Origin of the sequence: Lysobacter sp. Root916 (assembly GCF_001429785.1) — a bacterium.
In the GTDB taxonomy this organism is placed as follows: Bacteria; Pseudomonadota; Gammaproteobacteria; order Xanthomonadales; family Xanthomonadaceae; genus Lysobacter.
Window position 1 is genome coordinate 684,718 of the sequence record NZ_LMJF01000001.1, and the last position, 19,060, is coordinate 703,777.

The 19,060-nt window shown below is 62.2% G+C and carries 11 protein-coding genes and 2 pseudogenes; 12 read left to right on the top strand and 1 reads right to left on the bottom strand.

Annotation, left to right across the window (positions count from 1 at the left end; translation table 11 throughout):
• Window positions 1-334 precede the first annotated feature (334 nt).
• The 4 genes from ASE35_RS03210 (at window position 335) to ASE35_RS20550 (ending at window position 6,171) form a co-directional block, all read left to right on the top strand.
• Window positions 335-2,356 (top strand): M13 family metallopeptidase, encoded by a 2,022-nt coding sequence (locus tag ASE35_RS03210; protein ID WP_157489237.1) that lies wholly within the window; start codon window positions 335-337, stop codon window positions 2,354-2,356.
• Window positions 2,357-2,973: 617 nt separating this feature from the next.
• A complete protein-coding gene (locus ASE35_RS03215) occupies window positions 2,974-3,519 on the top strand; it encodes a hypothetical protein (RefSeq protein WP_057162940.1) in 546 nt (181 codons plus the stop codon).
• A 70-nt stretch (window positions 3,520-3,589) separates the two neighbouring features.
• On the top strand, window positions 3,590-4,303 hold the full coding sequence (locus ASE35_RS03220) for a hypothetical protein (protein WP_057162941.1): 714 nt from the start codon (window positions 3,590-3,592) through the stop codon (window positions 4,301-4,303).
• Between the two features lie 236 nt (window positions 4,304-4,539).
• Window positions 4,540-6,171 carry a DUF3696 domain-containing protein gene (locus ASE35_RS20550; protein WP_082611087.1) on the top strand — a complete coding sequence of 544 codons (1,632 nt, stop codon included), beginning with the start codon at window positions 4,540-4,542 and terminating at the stop codon, window positions 6,169-6,171.
• A 1,674-nt stretch (window positions 6,172-7,845) separates the two neighbouring features.
• Here the strand turns inward: ASE35_RS20550 and ASE35_RS03225 are convergent.
• On the bottom strand, window positions 7,846-8,532 hold the full coding sequence (locus ASE35_RS03225; RefSeq protein ID WP_057162942.1) for a transposase: 687 nt from the start codon (window positions 8,530-8,532) through the stop codon (window positions 7,846-7,848).
• A gap of 580 nt (window positions 8,533-9,112) precedes the next feature.
• Here ASE35_RS03225 and ASE35_RS21855 point away from each other — a divergent pair.
• The 8 genes and pseudogenes from ASE35_RS21855 to ASE35_RS03255 form a co-directional block, all read left to right on the top strand.
• Window positions 9,113-10,768, top strand: a pseudogene (locus ASE35_RS21855) (hypothetical protein); the annotation flags it as partial.
• Between the two features lie 27 nt (window positions 10,769-10,795).
• Window positions 10,796-11,015 (top strand): RHS repeat domain-containing protein (locus tag ASE35_RS21860; RefSeq protein ID WP_343123516.1); only part of this gene is annotated, 220 nt, incomplete at its 3' end.
• Window position 11,016: 1 nt separating this feature from the next.
• Window positions 11,017-13,193: pseudogene (locus ASE35_RS03230) on the top strand (RHS repeat-associated core domain-containing protein); the annotation flags it as partial.
• Window positions 13,194-14,259: 1,066 nt separating this feature from the next.
• Entirely contained in the window at window positions 14,260-14,634 is a 375-nt protein-coding gene (locus ASE35_RS03235) for a hypothetical protein (RefSeq protein ID WP_057162944.1), read from the top strand.
• A gap of 134 nt (window positions 14,635-14,768) precedes the next feature.
• The gene (locus ASE35_RS03240; RefSeq protein WP_082611090.1) at window positions 14,769-15,884 is read left to right on the top strand and encodes a lysozyme inhibitor LprI family protein; all 1,116 of its coding nucleotides are present in this window, start codon (window positions 14,769-14,771) and stop codon (window positions 15,882-15,884) included.
• A gap of 66 nt (window positions 15,885-15,950) precedes the next feature.
• Window positions 15,951-17,594: a peptidoglycan-binding protein gene (locus ASE35_RS03245; protein ID WP_082611091.1), complete on the top strand. Its 1,644-nt coding sequence runs from the start codon at window positions 15,951-15,953 to the stop codon at window positions 17,592-17,594.
• Window positions 17,595-17,747: 153 nt separating this feature from the next.
• The gene (locus ASE35_RS03250) at window positions 17,748-18,314 is read left to right on the top strand and encodes a hypothetical protein (protein WP_057162947.1); all 567 of its coding nucleotides are present in this window, start codon (window positions 17,748-17,750) and stop codon (window positions 18,312-18,314) included.
• Window positions 18,315-18,414: 100 nt separating this feature from the next.
• Complete coding sequence (locus tag ASE35_RS03255; protein ID WP_057162948.1) at window positions 18,415-18,807, top strand: GFA family protein; 393 nt, start codon at window positions 18,415-18,417, stop codon at window positions 18,805-18,807.
• The last annotated feature ends 253 nt before the right edge of the window (window positions 18,808-19,060 follow it).

Consider the following 19,060-nt stretch of genomic DNA (forward strand, 5'->3'; position numbering starts at 1 on the left):
CTGTCGACAGCGGCAGCCAGTAGGCGCGGCCCGGAACGCCACGAGCTTAAGCGAGAAGCCAGCCCAGACGAGGCCGCTTCCCGTGCTCCCTGTAGGGGCGGCGCAAGCCGCGACCCGTCACCCCACACAGCGCCATTCCCAGCTCGCAGCTTTGGGGTAGGAGCGGCGTAAGCCGCGACCGCCAACTCCATATGCCGACGCAGGCCTCCGCAGGCCCGGCTCCCGCCCCACGCCGCACCTATCCACAGCAAGGCCACCCCAGCCAGGACTTCTGGGACGGGCCCCTCTCCAGCCCCTGGCTATAGTGGCCCTACCTTCCAGCAGGGACGTTGCCGTGATCAGGTCCAGCCTTCCGCTCGTCGTATTGCTCGCCGCCTCCACCACCGCCTCCGCAGGCGCCGTGCACGGCATCCAGCCCGCCGACATCAACCGCGCCGGCGACCCCTGTACCGACTTCTTCGACTACGCCAACGGCGCCTGGCGCAAACAGAACCCCATCCCGGCCTACATGGACCGCTGGAGCCGGCGCTGGCAATCCGGCGAGGTCAACAAGGAACACGTGCGCGACATCCTCACCGAACTGTCCGCGCGCACCGACTGGCCCAAGGGCAGCGCCGGCCAGCTGGCCGGCGACTTCTATGCCGCCTGCATGGACGAATCCCGCATCGACGCGCTGGGCAGCCAGCCGATCCAGCCCTGGATGGACGAGATCAGCAGCCTCAGCGGCAAGGACGGCGTGCAGCGCATGATCGGCAAGCTGCACGACGTCGGCGTGCCCGTGCCCTTCGGAGTATTCGCCGGCGAGGACCTGCACCAGCCCTCGCGCACCATCGCCCACCTCTACGCCGGCGGCCTGGGCATGCCCGACCGCGACTACTACCTGAAACCGGAGCCGCGTTTCGTCGAAGCGCGCGCCAAGTACCTCGTGCACGTGGCCAAGCTGTTCGAGCTGGCCGGCTTGCCGGTGGAGCAGGCCAAGCAGAACGCCCAGGTCGTGTTCGACTTCGAAAAACGCCTGGCCGAAGCGTCGTTGGACAACGTGCAACTGCGCGACCCGAAACTGCAGGACAACACCACCGCCTTTGCCGACCTGGCCAAGCTCGCGCCCAGCTTCGACTGGGGCCGCTACTTCGACGCCGCCGGCATCCCGCGCAACGCCGTCAACGTGACCCAGCCCAAGTTCCTGCGCCAGTTCGAAAAGGAGCTGGCCACCACCTCGGTCGCGCAATGGCAAACCTACCTGGAGTGGCAACTGCTCAACTACGCCGCTGACTCCCTGTCCACCCCGTTCGTCGAGGAAAACTTCGCCTTCAACGGCAAGTTCCTCACCGGCGCCACCGAGATCAAACCGCGCTGGAAGCGCTGCGCCGAGCTCACCGACAACCAGCTGGGCGAAGCGCTGGGCCAGAAGTACGTCGAAAAATACTTCCCGCCCGAAGCCAAGGCGCGCATGCAGGAGATGGTCAAGAACATCCTGCTGGCCATGGACGACACCATCCGCGAACTCGACTGGATGGACGACGCCACCAAGCAAAAGGCCCTGGAAAAGCGCGCCACCTTCTTCCCCAAGCTGGGCTACCCGGACAAGTTCAAGGACTACAAAGGCGTGGTCGTCAGCCGTGCTTCGGCCTGGGATAACCTCGTTGCCGCGCAACGCTGGAACGTCACCGACGGCCGCAGCCAGATCGGTAAGCCCACCGACCGCACGCGCTGGGGCATGACCCCGCCCACCTCCAACGCCTACTACAACCCCCTGCAGAACGAGATCGTCTTCCCGGCCGGCATCCTGCAGCCGCCCGCGTTCGACGTCACCGCCACCGACGCCGTCAACTACGGTGCCATCGGCGTGGTCATCGGCCACGAGATCAGCCACGGCTTCGACGACCAGGGCGCCCAGTTCGACGCGCAGGGCCGCCTGGCCAACTGGTGGACGCCCGCCGACGGCAAACAGTTCGCCGCCAAGGGCCAATGCGTGGTCGATCAGTTCGAGGGTTACTTCATCGAACCCGGCGTCCACCACAACGGCAAGCTGGTGCTGGGCGAATCCATCGGCGACCTGGCCGGCGCCAAGCTCGCCTACCGCGGTTACCTGAAGTCGCGCGAAGGCAAAGGCCCCGAACCCACCCTGGACGGCTTCACCCCCGAACAGCAGTTCTTCATCGCCTGGGGCCAATGGCGCGGCGACGAAACCCGCCTAGAAACCCAGCGCAGCATGATCCAGGGCGACCCACACCCCATCGCCAAGTACCGCGTCAACGGCCCGCTCTCGAACCTGCCCGCGTTCCAGCAGGCCTTCCAGTGCAAGGCCGACGCACCGATGGTGCGCCCCGCGAAGGACCGCTGCGAAGTCTGGTGAGCCGACCCAACGCGCAGGGCGGGCCCCGCCCGCCTTGCGCCCCGTCGTCGCACCCAGGGTGGCCCCGGCCCCGCCGCCGGTCACCCTCCTGCTTCCTGTGGGAGCGGCGTAAGCCGCGATTAGACACCCACACACCGTGCCACCCCAGCCCCCGCAAGCAAATAGAGAGGCGGCCCGCCGCCTCTCTAATGGCACGCCGTCCCCTTAGGTGGGGGATGGCCGAAGCCCACCCGCCGGCCGGCGCCCGCCGAAATTTGATCGCGCGCACATTTCGTAGCAGCATGCGGCACTAGGGGTAACACCGGCATACACCATCGCAACCCGGCTCCACGCGGCCGGGCGGCACGCCGTCATCGAATCTAGGGAGGGGATCGATGCTCATGCGCCTCAACGGTCGGGCTGGACAGCCCGCCACGCGTTCGGCCAACGGCTGCGCGGCCCGCGCGCGCCGCACCGGTTCCCGCATCCATCGCCCCCCGCACGACGCCGAACACCGCACCGCCGCGCCGTCCACCGCTGCGGCCCACGCGCCGGTCACCGGCCGGCGACGCGTACCTGACGTCTATCGGCGCAAAGCGCCACCGCCCTTACACACCACTCATCCCTCAGGACGCCCCATGCCCATCACCCTACGCAACACCACCCAGTACATCGCCCAGTTCGTGGTGCGCAAAGGTGGCCAGATCATCGCGCGCCTGCCCGGTATCGCGCCCGAAGCGCAGATGACGGTGCCCACCGCAGACAGCTACCAGGTCACCGCCATGACCATCATCGACGGCAACACCTACACCTCCGCCCCGATGGACGTGACCGGCGCCGTCAGCTTCCTGGCCCAAGTGCGGCAAGTGCGCGAGCAAGGCACCTACGAGTTCGAAGTAGTGCAGGGCTACAGCACCCGCCCCGACCAGATGCAATTCCAAAAGACCACCATCGCGCCGGTCACCTTCACCATCGAAAAGGATGGGGTGGCCATGCAGGCGGTGGTGGTGGCCGATAGCTTCACGATGGAAACGGTGGATATCAGCGACACGTTCTATGTTTATGCGGTGGTGAACGGGGTTACCACGGACACGTTCAGCACGGTCAATCCCAATGCGACGGTGACGGCGATTTCCGATACCAGCACGTTGGAGCAGGGGTACTTCACGCTTGAAATTGATTGAGGGGGCGCAGGCGCGACGGGCGGCGGGGAATGCGGCCCGCCATCGCCGCCTACACCGCACAGGATGCCCCATGAGCCTTCTAACCCTACGCAACACTACCGCCTATACCTGCCAGCTCGTGGTGCTCAACAGCCGCCAGGTGATCGCGCTTATCCCGGGTATCGCGCCCAAGGCGCAGGTGGCCGTTCCCACCACGAGTAGCTACCAAATCACGGCCACTACGGTGATCGACGGTAACGTCTATACCGTCGCGCCGATGGACGTGACCGGCGGCACCGGCTTCCTGGCCCAAGTGCTGCAGTTGGCTTCGCAAGGCATCTACGAGCTCACCGTGGCGCAGATGCCCAGCAGCAGTTCCAGCCACCTGCAGTTTCAGAAGACCTACGTGAGCCCGGTGACCTTCATCGTCAGCAAGAACGGTGTGCCGCTGCAGAGTGTGGTGGTTAACAACACCTTCGAGGTTCGGAACCTGGACGTTGGCGATACGTTTTATCTATGTCTATGCAGGCATCAATGGGGGCACCGACACTGGCACCACCGCCAATTCAGATGCCGTGATTACGGCCAATGTCGATACAACCACATTGCAGGCCGAATTTCTCACCCTCGACATCGAGTGACGCTGTGCGAGTACCGTAAGAGGAGGCGAGCGATCCAGACAAACCACGCTCCAGCACTAAGCGCCGTATCAATGGGGCGCTGTCGAGCCGCCCGCGCTTCAGTGGCTAGTCATAAGCAGACGGCAGAGCGCAAAGAGCCGGTATGGAAGTGCGAGAGAGGCTAGGGCGTGTGCCCGCCTGCATTCGGAGAAATGAGCCATCGCAAAATCCGGGGCGCTTCTCCAGGGCTACACTTAAAATCTGCCGATTCGCAGCTTGCACCTGTGTCCCCGCAAAAAAGATCGAGCATATATTTGGTGGCAGCATGCGGTAAGTAGGATCAGGCCTAGGACGAAGTGTCTTCATAGGAGCAGGCTGGCGTTTTCTCAGTGCCGTCGATTAGGGTGTATGGGAGTGGGCAATGGCGTTCGCATGCTTCACTCTCTACTTGGTGGGTACTCGCATATCTGACGTTGGGGCGGCTAGAGTGATTACATCATTCCGCATTAAGAATCTTCGAGCGATAGAGGATTCTGGTGTTATACAACTAAGAAAAATCAATGTCTTGGTCGGGCGAAATAGCTCCGGCAAAAGCACGATACTAAGGCTTCTGCCATTATTGAGGCAAAGCGTGGAGCAGCCGACCAAGGGGCCGCTTCTTTGGTATGGGCGCCTGGTGGATTTCGGTGATTTTAAGAATGCTGCTCGCGATGGCGACACGGAAAGGGGGGTGTCACTGGAGTTTGATTTAAGAATATATACCAGAAGAGGATTTAGTCCAAAATACCAAGTCGCTAACAGGCTGGCATCTCTAGCGTTAAGGTCTCAGCTCAGCGTGAAAGCCTCGTTGGTTCTAGGGCGATCTGCTGATGACAAAGTGGGCCAGGTTCGATCCGTTCACGTTGCTTGTGATCAGGATGAGATGGTTATCGAATATGGTTCAAATGACAAGGTTAAATTAGTATCCATCATGGGGGAGAGTGTTCAGCTAAGCTCAGACAGAGCATGGGGTGTAGATCGTGGTGAAATTATTCCCCTCATGGCAGTCCTGCAACAAGAGGAGTACGAGGATGATGAGGGGAACATCGAATACTCCTGGGAAGAGTCGGATAGTCCTTTTGTAGACGAAATAGTGGAGGCGTTGGCGTCGATTGCGCATGGAAATACCAGTGTTGAAAAGTTGACCACTCTCGCTGGGCGACTTTCCTACAATAAGAGCTCAGTTTTCTTTAAAACTCTGGTGGAAGCATCCAGCAGTATTCCAAGCTTGCGGTCACGGCTAGAAATTTTGGGCGCGGAATCCGTTGAGGTATCAGCGCTCCGCAGGGCTGTGATGATAAATTCTGCCCTCTCCATTGTAAAAGCTGTCGACGAGGAAATTTCGCAGTTCGCGCGAAGCATAAGATATCTCGAGCCAATTCGCGCGACCGCTGAGCGCTACTATCGGGAGCAGGATCTCGCTGTTGATGAAATAGATTCTCGTGGCACGAACATAGCGATGTTTCTGAGTTCACTGCCTGACACTGTGATGAAAAATTTGCAGTTGTGGACGAAAGAAAATTTCGGATTCGCAGTATCTGTTGAGACGGGGACGGGGCACGTTCAGATTAAAATATCAGATGGTGATCACGTCCCGAGAAATATGGCGGATCTCGGATTCGGCTATTCACAGCTTTTACCGATAATATTACAGTTATGGAGAGTGAAGTTTTCCACGCCTGCTCGTGGCGCTGTTGTTGCGATGGAGCAGCCGGAGCTTCATCTTCATCCGCAATATCAGGCGATGCTTGCTGATGTAATTGCTGCCATTTCGTCCAATAGGAACACTTTTGCTCGCGGACGAGTGTTGATTGAGACTCATAGCGATCATTTTGTAAATAGACTGGGGTCGCTAGTTTCTCAAGGGAAAATTGATCCAGACGATATTCAAGTGATTGTAGTAAGTGAAGACGGCAATGGAAGTTCTACCGCAGAGTCAGTGGGTTTTGATAAGGATGGCGTGCTAACTGCTAATTGGCCTGTTGGCTTCTTTACGCCGGACGATCGGCGATGATTATTTGGATTGATGCCGCCGCCGCGGATTGCTGCGAAAATACGCCTGCAGTTATTGTCGACGCCATTTTGGAGTTGGGGGAGGCCGGTTACAAGGGGCGCCACGTGGTTGTTGGGCCTAGACCTCTAATGGCCCATCTCGCGAATTTCGAGGCGTTGTCTTTGAGAGCGCGCGTATATTTTAGAAGGATCGCCGAAGAGTATACGCAGTTGGGCGCGGCCATTAATGGCGTCAGAAATGTAATTGCCTCAATTGGGGCTTTCGCTCCAATAAGTTATGGAGGCGGATGGCGGGTGCCATTGTCCCTCTTCGCGCAGTCAGAATACTCGGAGCCATGTAGCGTCGTTTGCGAAAACGACACTGATTACGAAATCTACTCCGCATTCGCGGAATTTATGGCACGAAAAAACTTTCCGGGTTTTGTGCTTTCTTCGCGTTCTCATGCGGGGGGCGGCGCTTCAACATCAACGGTTCTGTCGAGGCTTCTGGCAAGACCTGGCCCAGTTTTCTTGTGTATATTGGACTCTGATCGCTCTGCAGTGCTTGGCGCAGAGGGCAGTACTGCGCGTGGTTGTAGAAGGGTTTGGACTGAAGGCTGGAGAAATGAGCTCTTCGTATTAAATAGCCGTGAGCTAGAGAACATAGTCCCCTGGCCGTTGATTTGCAGATGGGCGGAAAGTGTTGGCATGGATGACGAGAGAATTTCCTCGTTTGAATCTGTCCATTCTGATGTGTCGAGCTATGTATGCTTGAAGTCCGGTGAGCCACTGTGTCGGTTCCATCGGGTTTCGGCTGACGCTGAGGGGTATGAGAGAACGATTAATGCTTTGCGTGAAACAGCAAAGCGACACGCGCGATTCAGTCGCTGTGGTGCTAGTTGCGATGAGTGCGGTTGTTCTGTTTCTCCTCCATTGGGTGAGAATTTCCTGAGAAGATTTAGCGATTGGGTTCGCGATCACAATAGTTGGCGTTTGATTCCTGATGTTGAAAGGTGGCCGGTTGATCTAACTGCTGCTGCTTCACTATTTTTGGGCTTTTCGCTGGCATTGCCTCGCAAACAGTAAATCCCAAACTTTATGTCAGGCTGGGTGTTTGATGAAAAAGCGTTGGGCGTACTCCTGTTTATCCTTCGACGCGCTGCGGAAGTGCGACTTATGATCGATGTCTTTGCGATCTACAAGATTCCTGTTTCAGCGCAAGCTAGTCATCTTGGTGGCAGGGCAAAGACGGAGATCGAGGACGGAGATCGGAGATCGAGCAGTTCCGGGAGATCGAGGGGAGATCGAGGACACCCACAGTTCCGCACTAGCCTGACATCCGATTCAGAATTTTCTGGCTGCGCAAACACGGCAGGCCGGAGATTCTGGTTCCATGACCCAGGCCCGCTCCTCACTGATCCCGCCCGGCCAAGCCGGTACGTTCCATTGCGTGCAGCGTTGCGTACGTCGAGCATTCCTGTGCGGGATCGATCACTAGGGAGATCGAGGACACCCACAGTTCCGCACTAGCCTGACATCCGATTCAGAATTTTCTGGCTGCGCAAGCACGGCAGGTCGGAGATTCTGATTCCATGACCCAGGCCCGCTCCTCACTGATCCCGCCAGCGAAACAGGGGTCAGAGTGCACTTTCGAAACAGGGTCAGAGTGCACTTTCATCTGTAGCGCCCCGCCAGCTCACGCCTTACGTGGCCGCCCGATCTTCGCCGGTCCGGCGCGACGCTGTAGTTGTTCCTCGATCATGATGCGGAAGCGATCTCCGCCGAGTGCGTGCTGGCCTTGTAGGCGCAGTCGAATGACATCCAACTCTTCTGGGTCGAGCGCTTCTTCGACGAACTCGCGATACGCATGTGCGCGCCGTTCGGTCTGCGGGTCCAATGCCAGGTAGGCGGGGTGCGCGGTGATCAGTGGGGCGTGTTCGCCTAGCGCATTGGCGTGATAGCTAGACCAGCGATACAGGCCAGGCGTGGCCGCCAGCCCTGCCCGTACGGGGTTGAGCTCGATGTAGCGGTAGCACCGCAGTAGGTAATGGTCGCTGTCCACCAGGCAGGCTTTGTAACGCCCCTCCCAAAGCGTACCGGTGCGGTGGTATCGATCGTTCACGTATCGGACATAGCGTCGGCCGAGCGCTTGCATCATCGAGCCGACTTGACCCGTCTGGGACGGCGTCACTAGCAGGTGCACGTGATTGGTCATCAGGACATAGGCGTGGACCGCGCAACCTATGCGCCCGGCGATATCGCTAAGTTCGCTCAGATAGCGCGTACGATCGATCTCCTCGAAGAAGCAGGGGCGGCGATCATTGCCGCGCTGTACGACGTGTTGAGGGACGTGCGGCAGGTCGAGGCGGGGCTGGCGGGGCATGCGACGTCTCCATGCGAGCTGCGTGCAGTCTCCGAGAGTCGCCATTGGACATCCGTAGGCGGGCGTCGGCCGTTTGGGTAGGGAAAGTCCACTCTGACCCCGGTTTTCCTTTTTACTCACCCGATACACGCCGGAGCGCCGCCTACACCCGATTGAAGGCCGGCGCTGCGACCGAGTCCTCGATTCGGGCACGGCCGCCCAGCAGGGTCAGCATCGGCGACCCCACTCCGCCATAAATAGACAAGCCGCGCGCCTTGTGCCGCGTGGGCCCCGACCGCGATCATGTCTGCTGATCGCAACACTTCGGGGACTGGGGATGACACGGATTACACGGGCTTTCGCGCTCGCGCTGCTGCTGCTGTGCGCAACGGCCAACGTTGGGGCACAGGAGCACACGCTGCCGTCCACCACCATGTATCAAGGCGGTGTTGACGGCAAGACCTTGCTCTTTGCGAATGCGAACGTGGCCTGTCGACTGGTGGGTGACTCCCTCACCCGGAACTCGCCTCAACCGCCAATCACCTACGCGAATGGCCGATTCGGCACCCATCCGACCTCCGGCATAGGGTGCTATTACGACGTGACCGATCGCTCGACTGGGCAGACGCAGTACAACGTTTTCCACCAGAACTACGTGGCGCTCAAACAGGTGTGCCCGGCTGGGTACAATTACCTGAAGAACCAGTTCACCTGTGTGCGCTACTCGTCGGTGGTGGCGCCCGCCAAGGCCTGCCAGCACTGCCCCACGGATGTCGGCAACCCCATTTCCGTCAACAGCGGCGTCAAGATCGAGCGCGCGCGCGATGAGCTGACCGCGCAGCTGAGCCTGGCGCGCAGCTACAACTCGTTCCCCACCTTCATCGGCTCACCGAACCCGTATGGCGGCTCCTGGTTCTCCGATCTGACGCGCGAGTTGGTCGTGAGCGATGTGCGGCCCTCGCAGTTCCAGGCGGCGCTGGTGATGCGCGCGGACGGGCGCTCGCTGGCGTTCACCCACGACGGCAATGGCCAATGGAAGCCCGAGGACGACCTGCGCCAGTACCGGCTCATTCCGTATCAGGTGGGCGGGCAAAGCTTCTGGGAGCTGCGTAAGCCGGGCAACGCACAGGAAATCTACGACGCTCAGGGCTTGATCCAGCGCGATCTGCGCGACGGCCGCGTGGTGGCGTCCTACGCGCGCGATGCCAACGGCCGGGTGGCCTCCGTCACCGACGCCAACGGCCGCGTGTCCACGATGACCTACGGCGTCAACGATCAGCTCAGCCGCATCGACCTGCCCGACGGGCAGGCCATCGTCTACGCCTACAACGCCGACGGCCAACTGGCCAGCGTCACCCAGGGCGCCTCGGTCACGTCCTACAGCTACGTCAAGATCGTCAACAGCTGGTACCTGACCGAAGTGGCGCACAACGGCGTGGCGTACGCCACGTTCACCTACGACGGCAGCGGCCGCGCCATCACCACCGAACATGCCGGTGGTGTCGACCGCTACGTGGTCAACTACGGCGCCGACGGTAGCAGCGTCAACGTCACCACGCCGCAGGGTGGCAATACCCAGTTTCAGTTCCAGACCCGGTTCGGCGTGCGGGTGCCGAGCCAGCAGGTGGAGTCGGGGGCAGGTGGGGTGACCATCGCTGCGGGCACCGTCTACGACACCAAATCGAACGTCTCTAACCGCCGCCGCGGCGACTTGCTGACCTGTCTGTACTACGACACCGATTGGCTGCGCGTAATCGCGCGTTACGACTACCCGGCGGCCACTACGGCCCAATGCCCGGCCACCGACGTCTTGGCCGCAGCCAGTACCCGCCTTCGCAGCGAAACCACGGCCTGGGACACCGCCTTGGACCTGCCCACGCTGCGCCAGACCTACACCGCCAACGGCGCCTTGCTGGCCAAGAAGGATTACAGCTATAACGCACGCGGCCAAGCGCTGACGTCGACCGCCACCGACCCGGCGACACCCGCTAGTACCCGTACCAGCACCACCACTTACTGCGAGCAGGGCGACATCACCGCCGGCACCTGTCCGCTGCTGGGCGCGGTCACCTCGGTCAACGGCCCACGCACCGACGTCGCCGACACCACCCAGTTCACCTACTACCCAAGCGACGACGCGATCTGCGCCAGTGCTCCAGCCACCTGCCCGCACCGCAAGGGCGACCTGTGGAAGGTCACCAACGCGCTGGGCCAAGTCACGGAAACCCTGGCCTACGACGGCGCCGGTCGTCCGCTGNCCACCTGCCCGCACCGCAAGGGCGACCTGTGGAAGGTCACCAACGCGCTGGGCCAAGTCACGGAAACCCTGGCCTACGACGGCGCCGGTCGTCCGCTGTCGGTCAAAGACCCCAATGGCGTCGTCACCGATCTGGAGTACCACCCGCGCGGTTGGATGACCGCGCAAAAGGTCCGCGGCCCCAACGCCGGCAGCGAAACCGACGACGCCATCACCCGCTACGAGTACACGCCCACCGGCCTGGTCANAGGTCACCAACGCGCTGGGCCAAGTCACGGAAACCCTGGCCTACGACGGCGCCGGTCGTCCGCTGTCGGTCAAAGACCCCAATGGCGTCGTCACCGATCTGGAGTACCACCCGCGCGGTTGGATGACCGCGCAAAAGGTCCGCGGCCCCAACGCCGGCAGCGAAACCGACGACGCCATCACCCGCTACGAGTACACGCCCACCGGCCTGGTCAACAAGATCACCCAGCCCGACGGCAGCTACACCGTGTTCGGCTACGACGCCGCGCACCGCCTGACCACGGTCACCGACAACGCCGGCAACCAGATCGTCTACACCCTGGACAACGCCGGCCAGCGCACCAAGGAAGACACCAAGGACAGCGGCGGGGTGCTGCTGCGCACCCTGTCGCGGGTCTACAACCAGCTCGGCCAGCTCAGCACCGGCAAGGACGCCTATAACCACGCCACTGGCTACGTCTACGACGCCGCTGGCAACCTAGATACCGTCACTGATGCCCTAAGCACGGTCACCGACAACAACTACGACCCGCTGGGCCGTCTGGTGAAGACCCTGCAGGACACCGCCGGGATCAACGCCCAGACCCAGTTCCAATACGACGCGCTGGACCGCCTGACCCAGGTCACCGATCCCAAGGGCTTGAACACCCAGTACCAATACAACGGCCTGGGCGACCTGACCCAGCTGACCAGCCCGGACACCGGCATTACCGGCTATACCTACGACAGTGCCGGCAACCGCAGCACCCAGACCGACGCCCGCAACGAGACGGCCACCTACAGCTACGACGCCCTCAACCGCGTCACGGGTATCGCCTACAGCGACACCGCGCTCAACGTCGGCTACACCTACGACACCACCCAGGCCGTCTGCCAGAGCGGCGAGACCTTCAGCGCCGGTCGCCTGACCCGCATGGACGATGGCAGCGGAAACACCCGCTACTGCTACGACCGCCGCGGCAACGTGGTGCGCAAGGTCCAGACCACCAATGGGCAGGTGTTCACCCTGGTCTACGGCTACACCCTGGCCAATCAACTGTCGTCGGTCACCTATCCCAGCGGTCTGCGGGTGGACTACACCCACAATGCCCTGGGCCAGCCCAGCGGCGTCACTGTCACCCAGCCGGGCCAGACTCCGCAGGTGCTGCTGACCAGTGTCACCTACTACCCCTTCGGCCCGGCGGCCGAGCTGGAGTACGGCGACGGCCGCCGCCTCAAGCGCACCCACAACCGGAACTACCAGCCCGGCGTGATCGAAGACGTGGGCCCGGACGGCCTGTCCCTGGGCTACGAGTTCGACGCGGTCGGTAACCTGATCAAGCTGCGCAAGGGCGACCAGTCCGAACCGCCGCTGCGCGCCTATGCCTACGACAAGCTCGGCCGCCTGACCGAAGCCCGCGACGGCACGACCAATGCCTTGCTGCAGGGCTACACCTACGATGCCACCGGCAACCGCACCAGTAAGACCGATGGCGGTGCGACGCAGGTCTACACCTATCCGAGCACCAATCACCGCCTGTCGCAGGTCGGCGCCACGGCCCGCACCTACGACGCGGTCGGCAACACGGCGGCTATTGGTGGTACCGCACAGGAGTTCATCTACACCGCGGCCAACCGCATGGGCCAGGTGAAGCAAAGCGGCAGTGCGGTCATGAACTATGCCTACAACGGCAAGGGCGAGCAGACGCGGCGTTATCCGACCACGACCTCAACCGCGCAGACCTATGCGAGCTACGACGAGGCAGGTCATACGGTTGGCGTGTACGACCACACGGGCAATCGCATCCAGGAAGTCATTTGGCTAGGCGATCTGCCGATCGGTGTGATCGACACGAACAAGCTGCACTACGTCCAGGCTGACCATCTGGGTACACCGCGAAACGTGATTGATCCGGTGGCAGAGACATCCGTCTGGGCGTGGCAGTTGGGCAATGAGGCGTTCGGCGATAGCGCACCGAATCAAGATCCGGACAACAACGGCGCCGCGTTCGTGTTCGATCTTCGGTTCCCTGGGCAGCGCTATGACGCAAGCAGCGGGCTCAACTACAACTACTTTCGAGATTACGAGTCGATTACGGGTCGCTACGGCACCAGCGATCCAATTGGCCTCAATGGCGGAGTCAACACTTATTTATACGTCGACGCAGATCCTTTGTCAGTGATCGACAGGCATGGGCTGATGGGCCAGGTCATTGGTCAGGCGGTTTGTGAGTTTGTCGCCAGTATCGGTGGATACTGGCATAAGAGAAAGGAGGATCACTATTCAAGGTATAGCAGTGAGCGCAGGCAGAATGCTGAGAACGAATGCACGCAAATCTATCTAAGCTGCCAGTACAGCCCTAGTCCTTCTTGTGTTCCAGATGCGTTAAAGATATGCGACAAGATAAGGGCTGCCGTCGAGTGTGAGCTGCGCGGAGAACAGAGAGATCTGGGGCTCGTTGACCCGGTCCCGTGGTGGGACATCGTCGGCGGGCTTTGCAATCTTGGAATAGTCGGTACTAAGCCGCCCAAGAGTCCAGTGCCATGAGGTCCTTGTTCATCATGCTTCTGCTTGGGCTGTGCGCATGCGCCGAGACTGGCGGGCCCGAAGGATGTGAGCAGCTCTCTGTATTGATATCCGAGCAAAGTGTAGAAGTAGAAAAACTAGACGCTGCCTTTCGAACGGGCGGATTTGAATCCAACGAATTTGTTGCTCGCATAGAATCTATAGAAAGCAGGCAGCTTCATATCGTTGATCGTTGCATGTCTTATGCAGTGAATGCGGGGGCTAAATGCAGCGAATACCACGATGTGAGGACGCTGCGCGACGTGGGCACAATCATGCGCGCATTGAGGATCGCCATAGATGGCGGGAAGCCGCCAAGTCGAGTGTTTGTAAGTGGAATGCTTGATGCAGCGAGAGAGGCATTGACAAGGCCGAAGAAGGGTTCTTCCTGCTTCAATCGAAAGCGATAGAAGAATGTGTCAGATCTGCTTTGGAGAGCCGTCGGCGGTCGTTGTTGAAATGAGGGCGAGATTGGGATTGACGACGCCCACCGAGACAGCGGTCAGTGTCGACTTTTTGAAAAGTCGACACCGGGGAACGGGGCGGAGTGCACTTTCAGGTGCAGTTCCCCGCAAGCTCAAGCCTTACGCGGCCACCCGATCGCTATCGGTCCGGCGCGACGCATTAGCTGCTGCTCGATCATGGTGCGAAAGCGACCTGCCAAGCCGTGAATGGGTTAAGTGGAGCAGTGGAACAAGCCATGAATGACATCAAGTATCCGCATATGCGGCGGGAATTGATTGACGATCTATGGGCACTCTTCGAACCTGCGCGCGCCGCGGATAAATTTGCGCTGCGCTCAACCGCACTAGATCATCTGATCCATTTCTTGTACGACGACACGTCGCTCGGCAGTAATGCTGACGCAGCAATAGGATGGTTTCTTGGAAGTCACGCCGAGGCCGAGGCGATAACGGCTCTGGTGAAGAGCTTTGATCGCGTCTTTTCCTTGTATGGGCTGGAGCCAGATTCAGAGGGGTACTTTGAGCGGCCCGAATGGTTGGAAGTGGAGAGGAACGGGTTGCTAGCACTGAGCCTGCTCAGAGATGGGGCGCCAAAGGGCAACGGCAGTTAGCCTAAGAAGGCCGGTCCATTTGTTGGCCGTGTGGTGTTGTGGAGAAAGTCCGAATTACGCCCGTCTTACGGCCGTCCCCAGTTGGTGTGCTATAAGCCCACTTAACCGTCTCTTCTACCCTAAGAAAAGCAGGAATGGCTCGTTACAAGGACGATCTAGCGCAGCGCCGTCGGCGCAGCCGTACACTCATGGTCAGCACGGTGCTGCTGGCCGTGCTGTCGGGCTGCCAAGGCCCGGCGCAGTCGCAGCCTGCGGCCGACGCTGCCGCGTCGGGCCAGGCCGAGAAGGCGGCCGCCACCGCGCCCGCAGCCGCTCCAGTCGCGGCGATTACGCAGCTGGATCCGCCGCCCCCACAAGGCAGTCGCAAGTACCGCGATTGCTTGACCGCCGCGCGCGACGACACCCAAGCGCAATCACGTTGCCTGGACGACGAACTGGCCTATCAGGCCCGTGCCTTGGATCAATTATTTCAAGAACGCACCGTCGAGCTGGCCGGCGCGGAGCGTGAAGCGCTGCGCGCGCAACAAGCTGCGTGGGAGGACAAGACCGACCGTCTGTGCACCGCAACTACGCCGGCCTCGGGGCCTGGCGGCGCCGACGGTGGCGAGTGCCGGCTGGAACGTACCATCGAGCGCTTCGACGTACTGGCCGATGAATCGTTCTCTGCTGCACCGGCGCTGAGCGCGCGGGGCGTGCCCGATGCGCAAGGTGCGCTGCGCCTGAAGTTGGGCGATGCCGTCATCACCTTGAGTTCTGAGGGGTGCAGCGGGCAGGGGCGGATGGTGTGCCAAGGCCCCAGCCTGCAGATCAAGGCGCCGGACCTGGCTGAGCCGCAAACGCTGACGCCGGCGCAGGTAGTGGTGGCCTTGCCGCCGCAATCCGGCGCCACCGGCTATCGCGGCCCCCTGGACACGGGCTTTGCCGACGGTTGGCACAGCTTCGCATTGTCGGACCTCAACGCCGACGGGCATGAGGATCTGATGGTCTGGACCGGCTTGGACGGCACTTACGGCGATCCGTCCTACACCTACTATTTGTACGACGCCAGCACTCGGCGCTTGGTCGAAAACCGCGCGCTGGCGGAACTGGTGCGTGGGCAATCGGTGTCGCGCATCGCCGTGGGCCGGCTGTACGTGTGGTCCCGCAGCGGCGCCTGCGAGCGCGGCGAGCAAACCATCGACGCGCGCGCAGGCACGCCCAAGGTCGTGGAACGCAAGCAATACAACACCTGCACCAAAAACGCCCCATAGCACGGGCCGGGGCCGCGCACGACGCGCGGCCCCCAGGAGTTCAAAGACACAAGGAGAGAAAACGTCATGAGCGATGGATACGGGCGCAGTGCCGCTTCCCCCATTACCCGCGATCAGGCGGTGCGCCTGATCGTGCAAACCTGCTTGAACGAGGGCGTGACCGACCAGCGCCAGATCGCCTACGTGCTGGCGACCGCCGAGCACGAAAGCCTCAACTTCACCAAGCCTGAGGAAGACTACGGCCGCCAGCAGGCCGCGCGCCTGGGCTACCAGGGCGGCGAGGAGTACTTCGGCCGCGGCTACGCGCACCTCACCCATCGCGACAACTACCAACGCCTGGGCGACGCGCTGGGGCGCGGCAGCGAGCTGGCGGACACCCCCGCCTTGGCCGCCGATCCGCAAACCGCCTCGCGCGTGCTGGTGATCGGCATGCGCGACGGCCTGTTCACCGAGCGCCGGCTGGACCAATACGTCAACGCCAACAGCACCGACTACGACGGCGCGCGCGCCATCGTCAACGGCAGCGACCGTGCGGCCCACATTGCCGGGCTGGCGCGCGGCTGGGAGGGCCAGGTCGCCGACCTGGTGACCTCCGTGCAGCGCGATGGCGTGGACCTGACGCCCGCGGCACCGGCGCCCGCCGCCGACACCGTTTTGCGCAACGGCGACGCCAACGCGCGCGCATTCGAAATGCAGCAGTACTTGGCGGCGCTGGACGTGCGTGGCACCAACGGTCAAGCGATTTCCCCGGACGGCGATTTCGGCCCGTCCACCGCGCAAGCCGTGCGCAACTACCAGCGCGACGCCGGCATCACCCCGCAGACCGGGACTGTCGACCAGGCGCTGATGGACCGCATGCGCGGCGACGTGCTGCAGGCCGACCCCAACTTCCGCCTCAAGAGCATCACCGACCTCTACGGGCCCTTGAACGACCGCGTGTTGAACACCGGCGACCGCGGCGATCCGGTCGCCGACCTGCAGGGCCAGCTGCGCGGCCTGGGCTATCGCGACAACGACGGTCTGCTGGATGTGACCCGCCGCTACGACGCCAACACCCAGGCGGCCGTGCGCCGGTTCCAGCGCGACGAAAACATCGAGCCCGCCAACGGCATCGCCGACGAGCGCACCCGCGATGCGATCAACGCCCGTGCGGTGGAGCGCGGTCTCCCCGAAGCCGCCGAAGCCGTGCGCCGGCGCCAGGAAAACGCCGCCGCGCCCGACCCGCAGGCGCCGGCCCAGCAAGCGCCCGGTGCCGCCCCCGTCGCGCCGCCAGCACAGCCGCCCGGCGACCAGCGCCAAGGTGCGGTCCAACCCACCGGCGGCGCGCAAAGCACCTATGCCTCGATGTTTCCGCAGGTGCTGGACCACGTGCACGGCGTCGAACGCGAACGCGGCATCCCCGCCGGTCAACACAGCGCCAACCTCGCCGGCGTGCTGACCGTGGCCAGCCTGCGCGCGGACATCAATCCGGACCGCGTGGAGTTGAACAACGACGGCTCGCGCGCCCGCGCCGTCGAAGTCAGCCGCGTCAACGACCACCCCGCGTTCAACCGCAGCACCGAAGCGGTCCATACCGCCGCCGCGGTCGCCGTCCCGCAGCGCCAGAGCGCCGAGGAAGGCGAGCGCGTGGTGGCCGAGCGCGAACTGGCGCAACGCACGGCGACTCAGAATCAGACCCAGACGCAGGGCTCGGGCATGAGGATGGCCTAGCAGGGGCGGAGCGCGCTGTCCGAATCGCGCCCCTGTAGTCGACGCTGCCGCCCGCGGATGCGGTGCGTCGTGCGCTGAGCCGGTGACGAGGCCTCGCGGCGGCGCGCTACAGTCGCTGGCGTGTGTCCTCATCGGATCAAGGAGCGCCGTCTCATGGAAGATGCTTCGCGCAAGTCGCTGCGTTTCGCAGCGGTGTTTCTAACCGGCAGCCTGTTGCTCTCGATGACCGTCTTGGCGAATCCGCCCGAGGACAGTCCCATCGCGCACTGGTATGCGCAGACCTACGGCGTGTCCATCGCCGAAGCCGAGCGCCGCACCATGCGCGAGCTCGAGATCGGCAAGCTGGGACAGCGCATTGAGGCCGAACGGCCGGACACGTTCGCGGGCCTGTACATCGAGCACCGACCGACCTATCGCGTGGTGGTGCGCTTCACCGGCGACGCCAAGGCGCAACTCGCCGCCTACAGCGACGATCCTCTGTTCGTGGCGGAAACCGCGCCAAGGTCGCTACAAGTCCTGCGCAGCACCCAGCAACTACTGACTCAGCGCCTGCACGAGGCGGGCATCGAGTTTCTGTCCGAAACCGACCTTAAGACTTCACATGTCGACATCTTCGTGCGCGACGTGGAGCAAGCCGCCGCGTGCCTGGCGGACCTGCCGGTGATGAAGGAAGGCTTCGTCCGGATACACAAGACGAGCGGATTCATCGAGCCGACCTAAGCCGCCGGGTGCGGATCCCGGGCCGATACGCGTGGACACGCGCTTGACTCCGCCGGCGTTACCGTCCGCTATGGCCGATCTGGCTTAGAGGAGATGCGCCATGGAGCGAGTCACCGGCAGTTGCCTGTGCGGCGACGTCCGATTGGTGGCCTCGGGTCGCCCCTACCGGGTCGGCCTGTGCCACTGCCTCGATTGCCGCAAGCACTCCGGCTCCGTGTTTCACGGCTCCGCGATCTTCCCCGAGGACGCGGTGACGGTGGCCGGCGAAACGCGCGACTACGCCGGACGCCACTTCTGCCCGCGCTGCGGCTCATCGGTGTTCGCGCGTATGGGCGATGAGATCGAAGTGAGCCTGGGCGCTCTGGATGTTCCCGATCAGCTGACGCCGACATACGAGAACTGGACGATCCGCCGCGAGTCGTGGTTGCCGGCGTTTCCGTTCAAGCGGCATTACGAACGCGATCGCGAGGGCACGGGGCGCGCCGACAGCTAAAAATGGGCAGGCAAGTCGATGCGGCTCACTCACTGGCGGCTAGTGCAGTTCTGTGAGCTTGGGCCGTCATGCGCTACTTCTGGGGCGTATGTGCTTGCGCGCACCACTTTTCAGCCAAGAAACTTCTGACGCCGCGGTGCAGCGGCCGCCGACTGTATTCGGCACACGAAACCGAGACCATGGGCTCGTCACCGCACTCCTGGCGCGCACTCGTCACGGTTACGCCGTCATGAGCATGCGCAGCCACTTGGGT

Excerpts from the sequence above, each read along its gene's own strand:
- ASE35_RS03225 (WP_057162942.1), bottom strand. The coding sequence starts at position 8,532 with ATGCCCCGCCAGCCCCGCCTCGACCTGCCGCACGTCCCTCAACACGTC.
- ASE35_RS03250 (WP_057162947.1), top strand. The coding sequence starts at position 17,748 with ATGGAAGATGCTTCGCGCAAGTCGCTGCGTTTCGCAGCGGTGTTTCTA.
- ASE35_RS03235 (WP_057162944.1), top strand. The coding sequence starts at position 14,260 with ATGAATGACATCAAGTATCCGCATATGCGGCGGGAATTGATTGACGAT.
- ASE35_RS03255 (WP_057162948.1), top strand. The coding sequence starts at position 18,415 with ATGGAGCGAGTCACCGGCAGTTGCCTGTGCGGCGACGTCCGATTGGTG.
- ASE35_RS03240 (WP_082611090.1), top strand. The coding sequence starts at position 14,769 with ATGGCTCGTTACAAGGACGATCTAGCGCAGCGCCGTCGGCGCAGCCGT.
- ASE35_RS03220 (WP_057162941.1), top strand. The coding sequence starts at position 3,590 with ATGAGCCTTCTAACCCTACGCAACACTACCGCCTATACCTGCCAGCTC.
- ASE35_RS03245 (WP_082611091.1), top strand. The coding sequence starts at position 15,951 with ATGAGCGATGGATACGGGCGCAGTGCCGCTTCCCCCATTACCCGCGAT.
- ASE35_RS20550 (WP_082611087.1), top strand. The coding sequence starts at position 4,540 with ATGGCGTTCGCATGCTTCACTCTCTACTTGGTGGGTACTCGCATATCT.
- ASE35_RS03215 (WP_057162940.1), top strand. The coding sequence starts at position 2,974 with ATGCCCATCACCCTACGCAACACCACCCAGTACATCGCCCAGTTCGTG.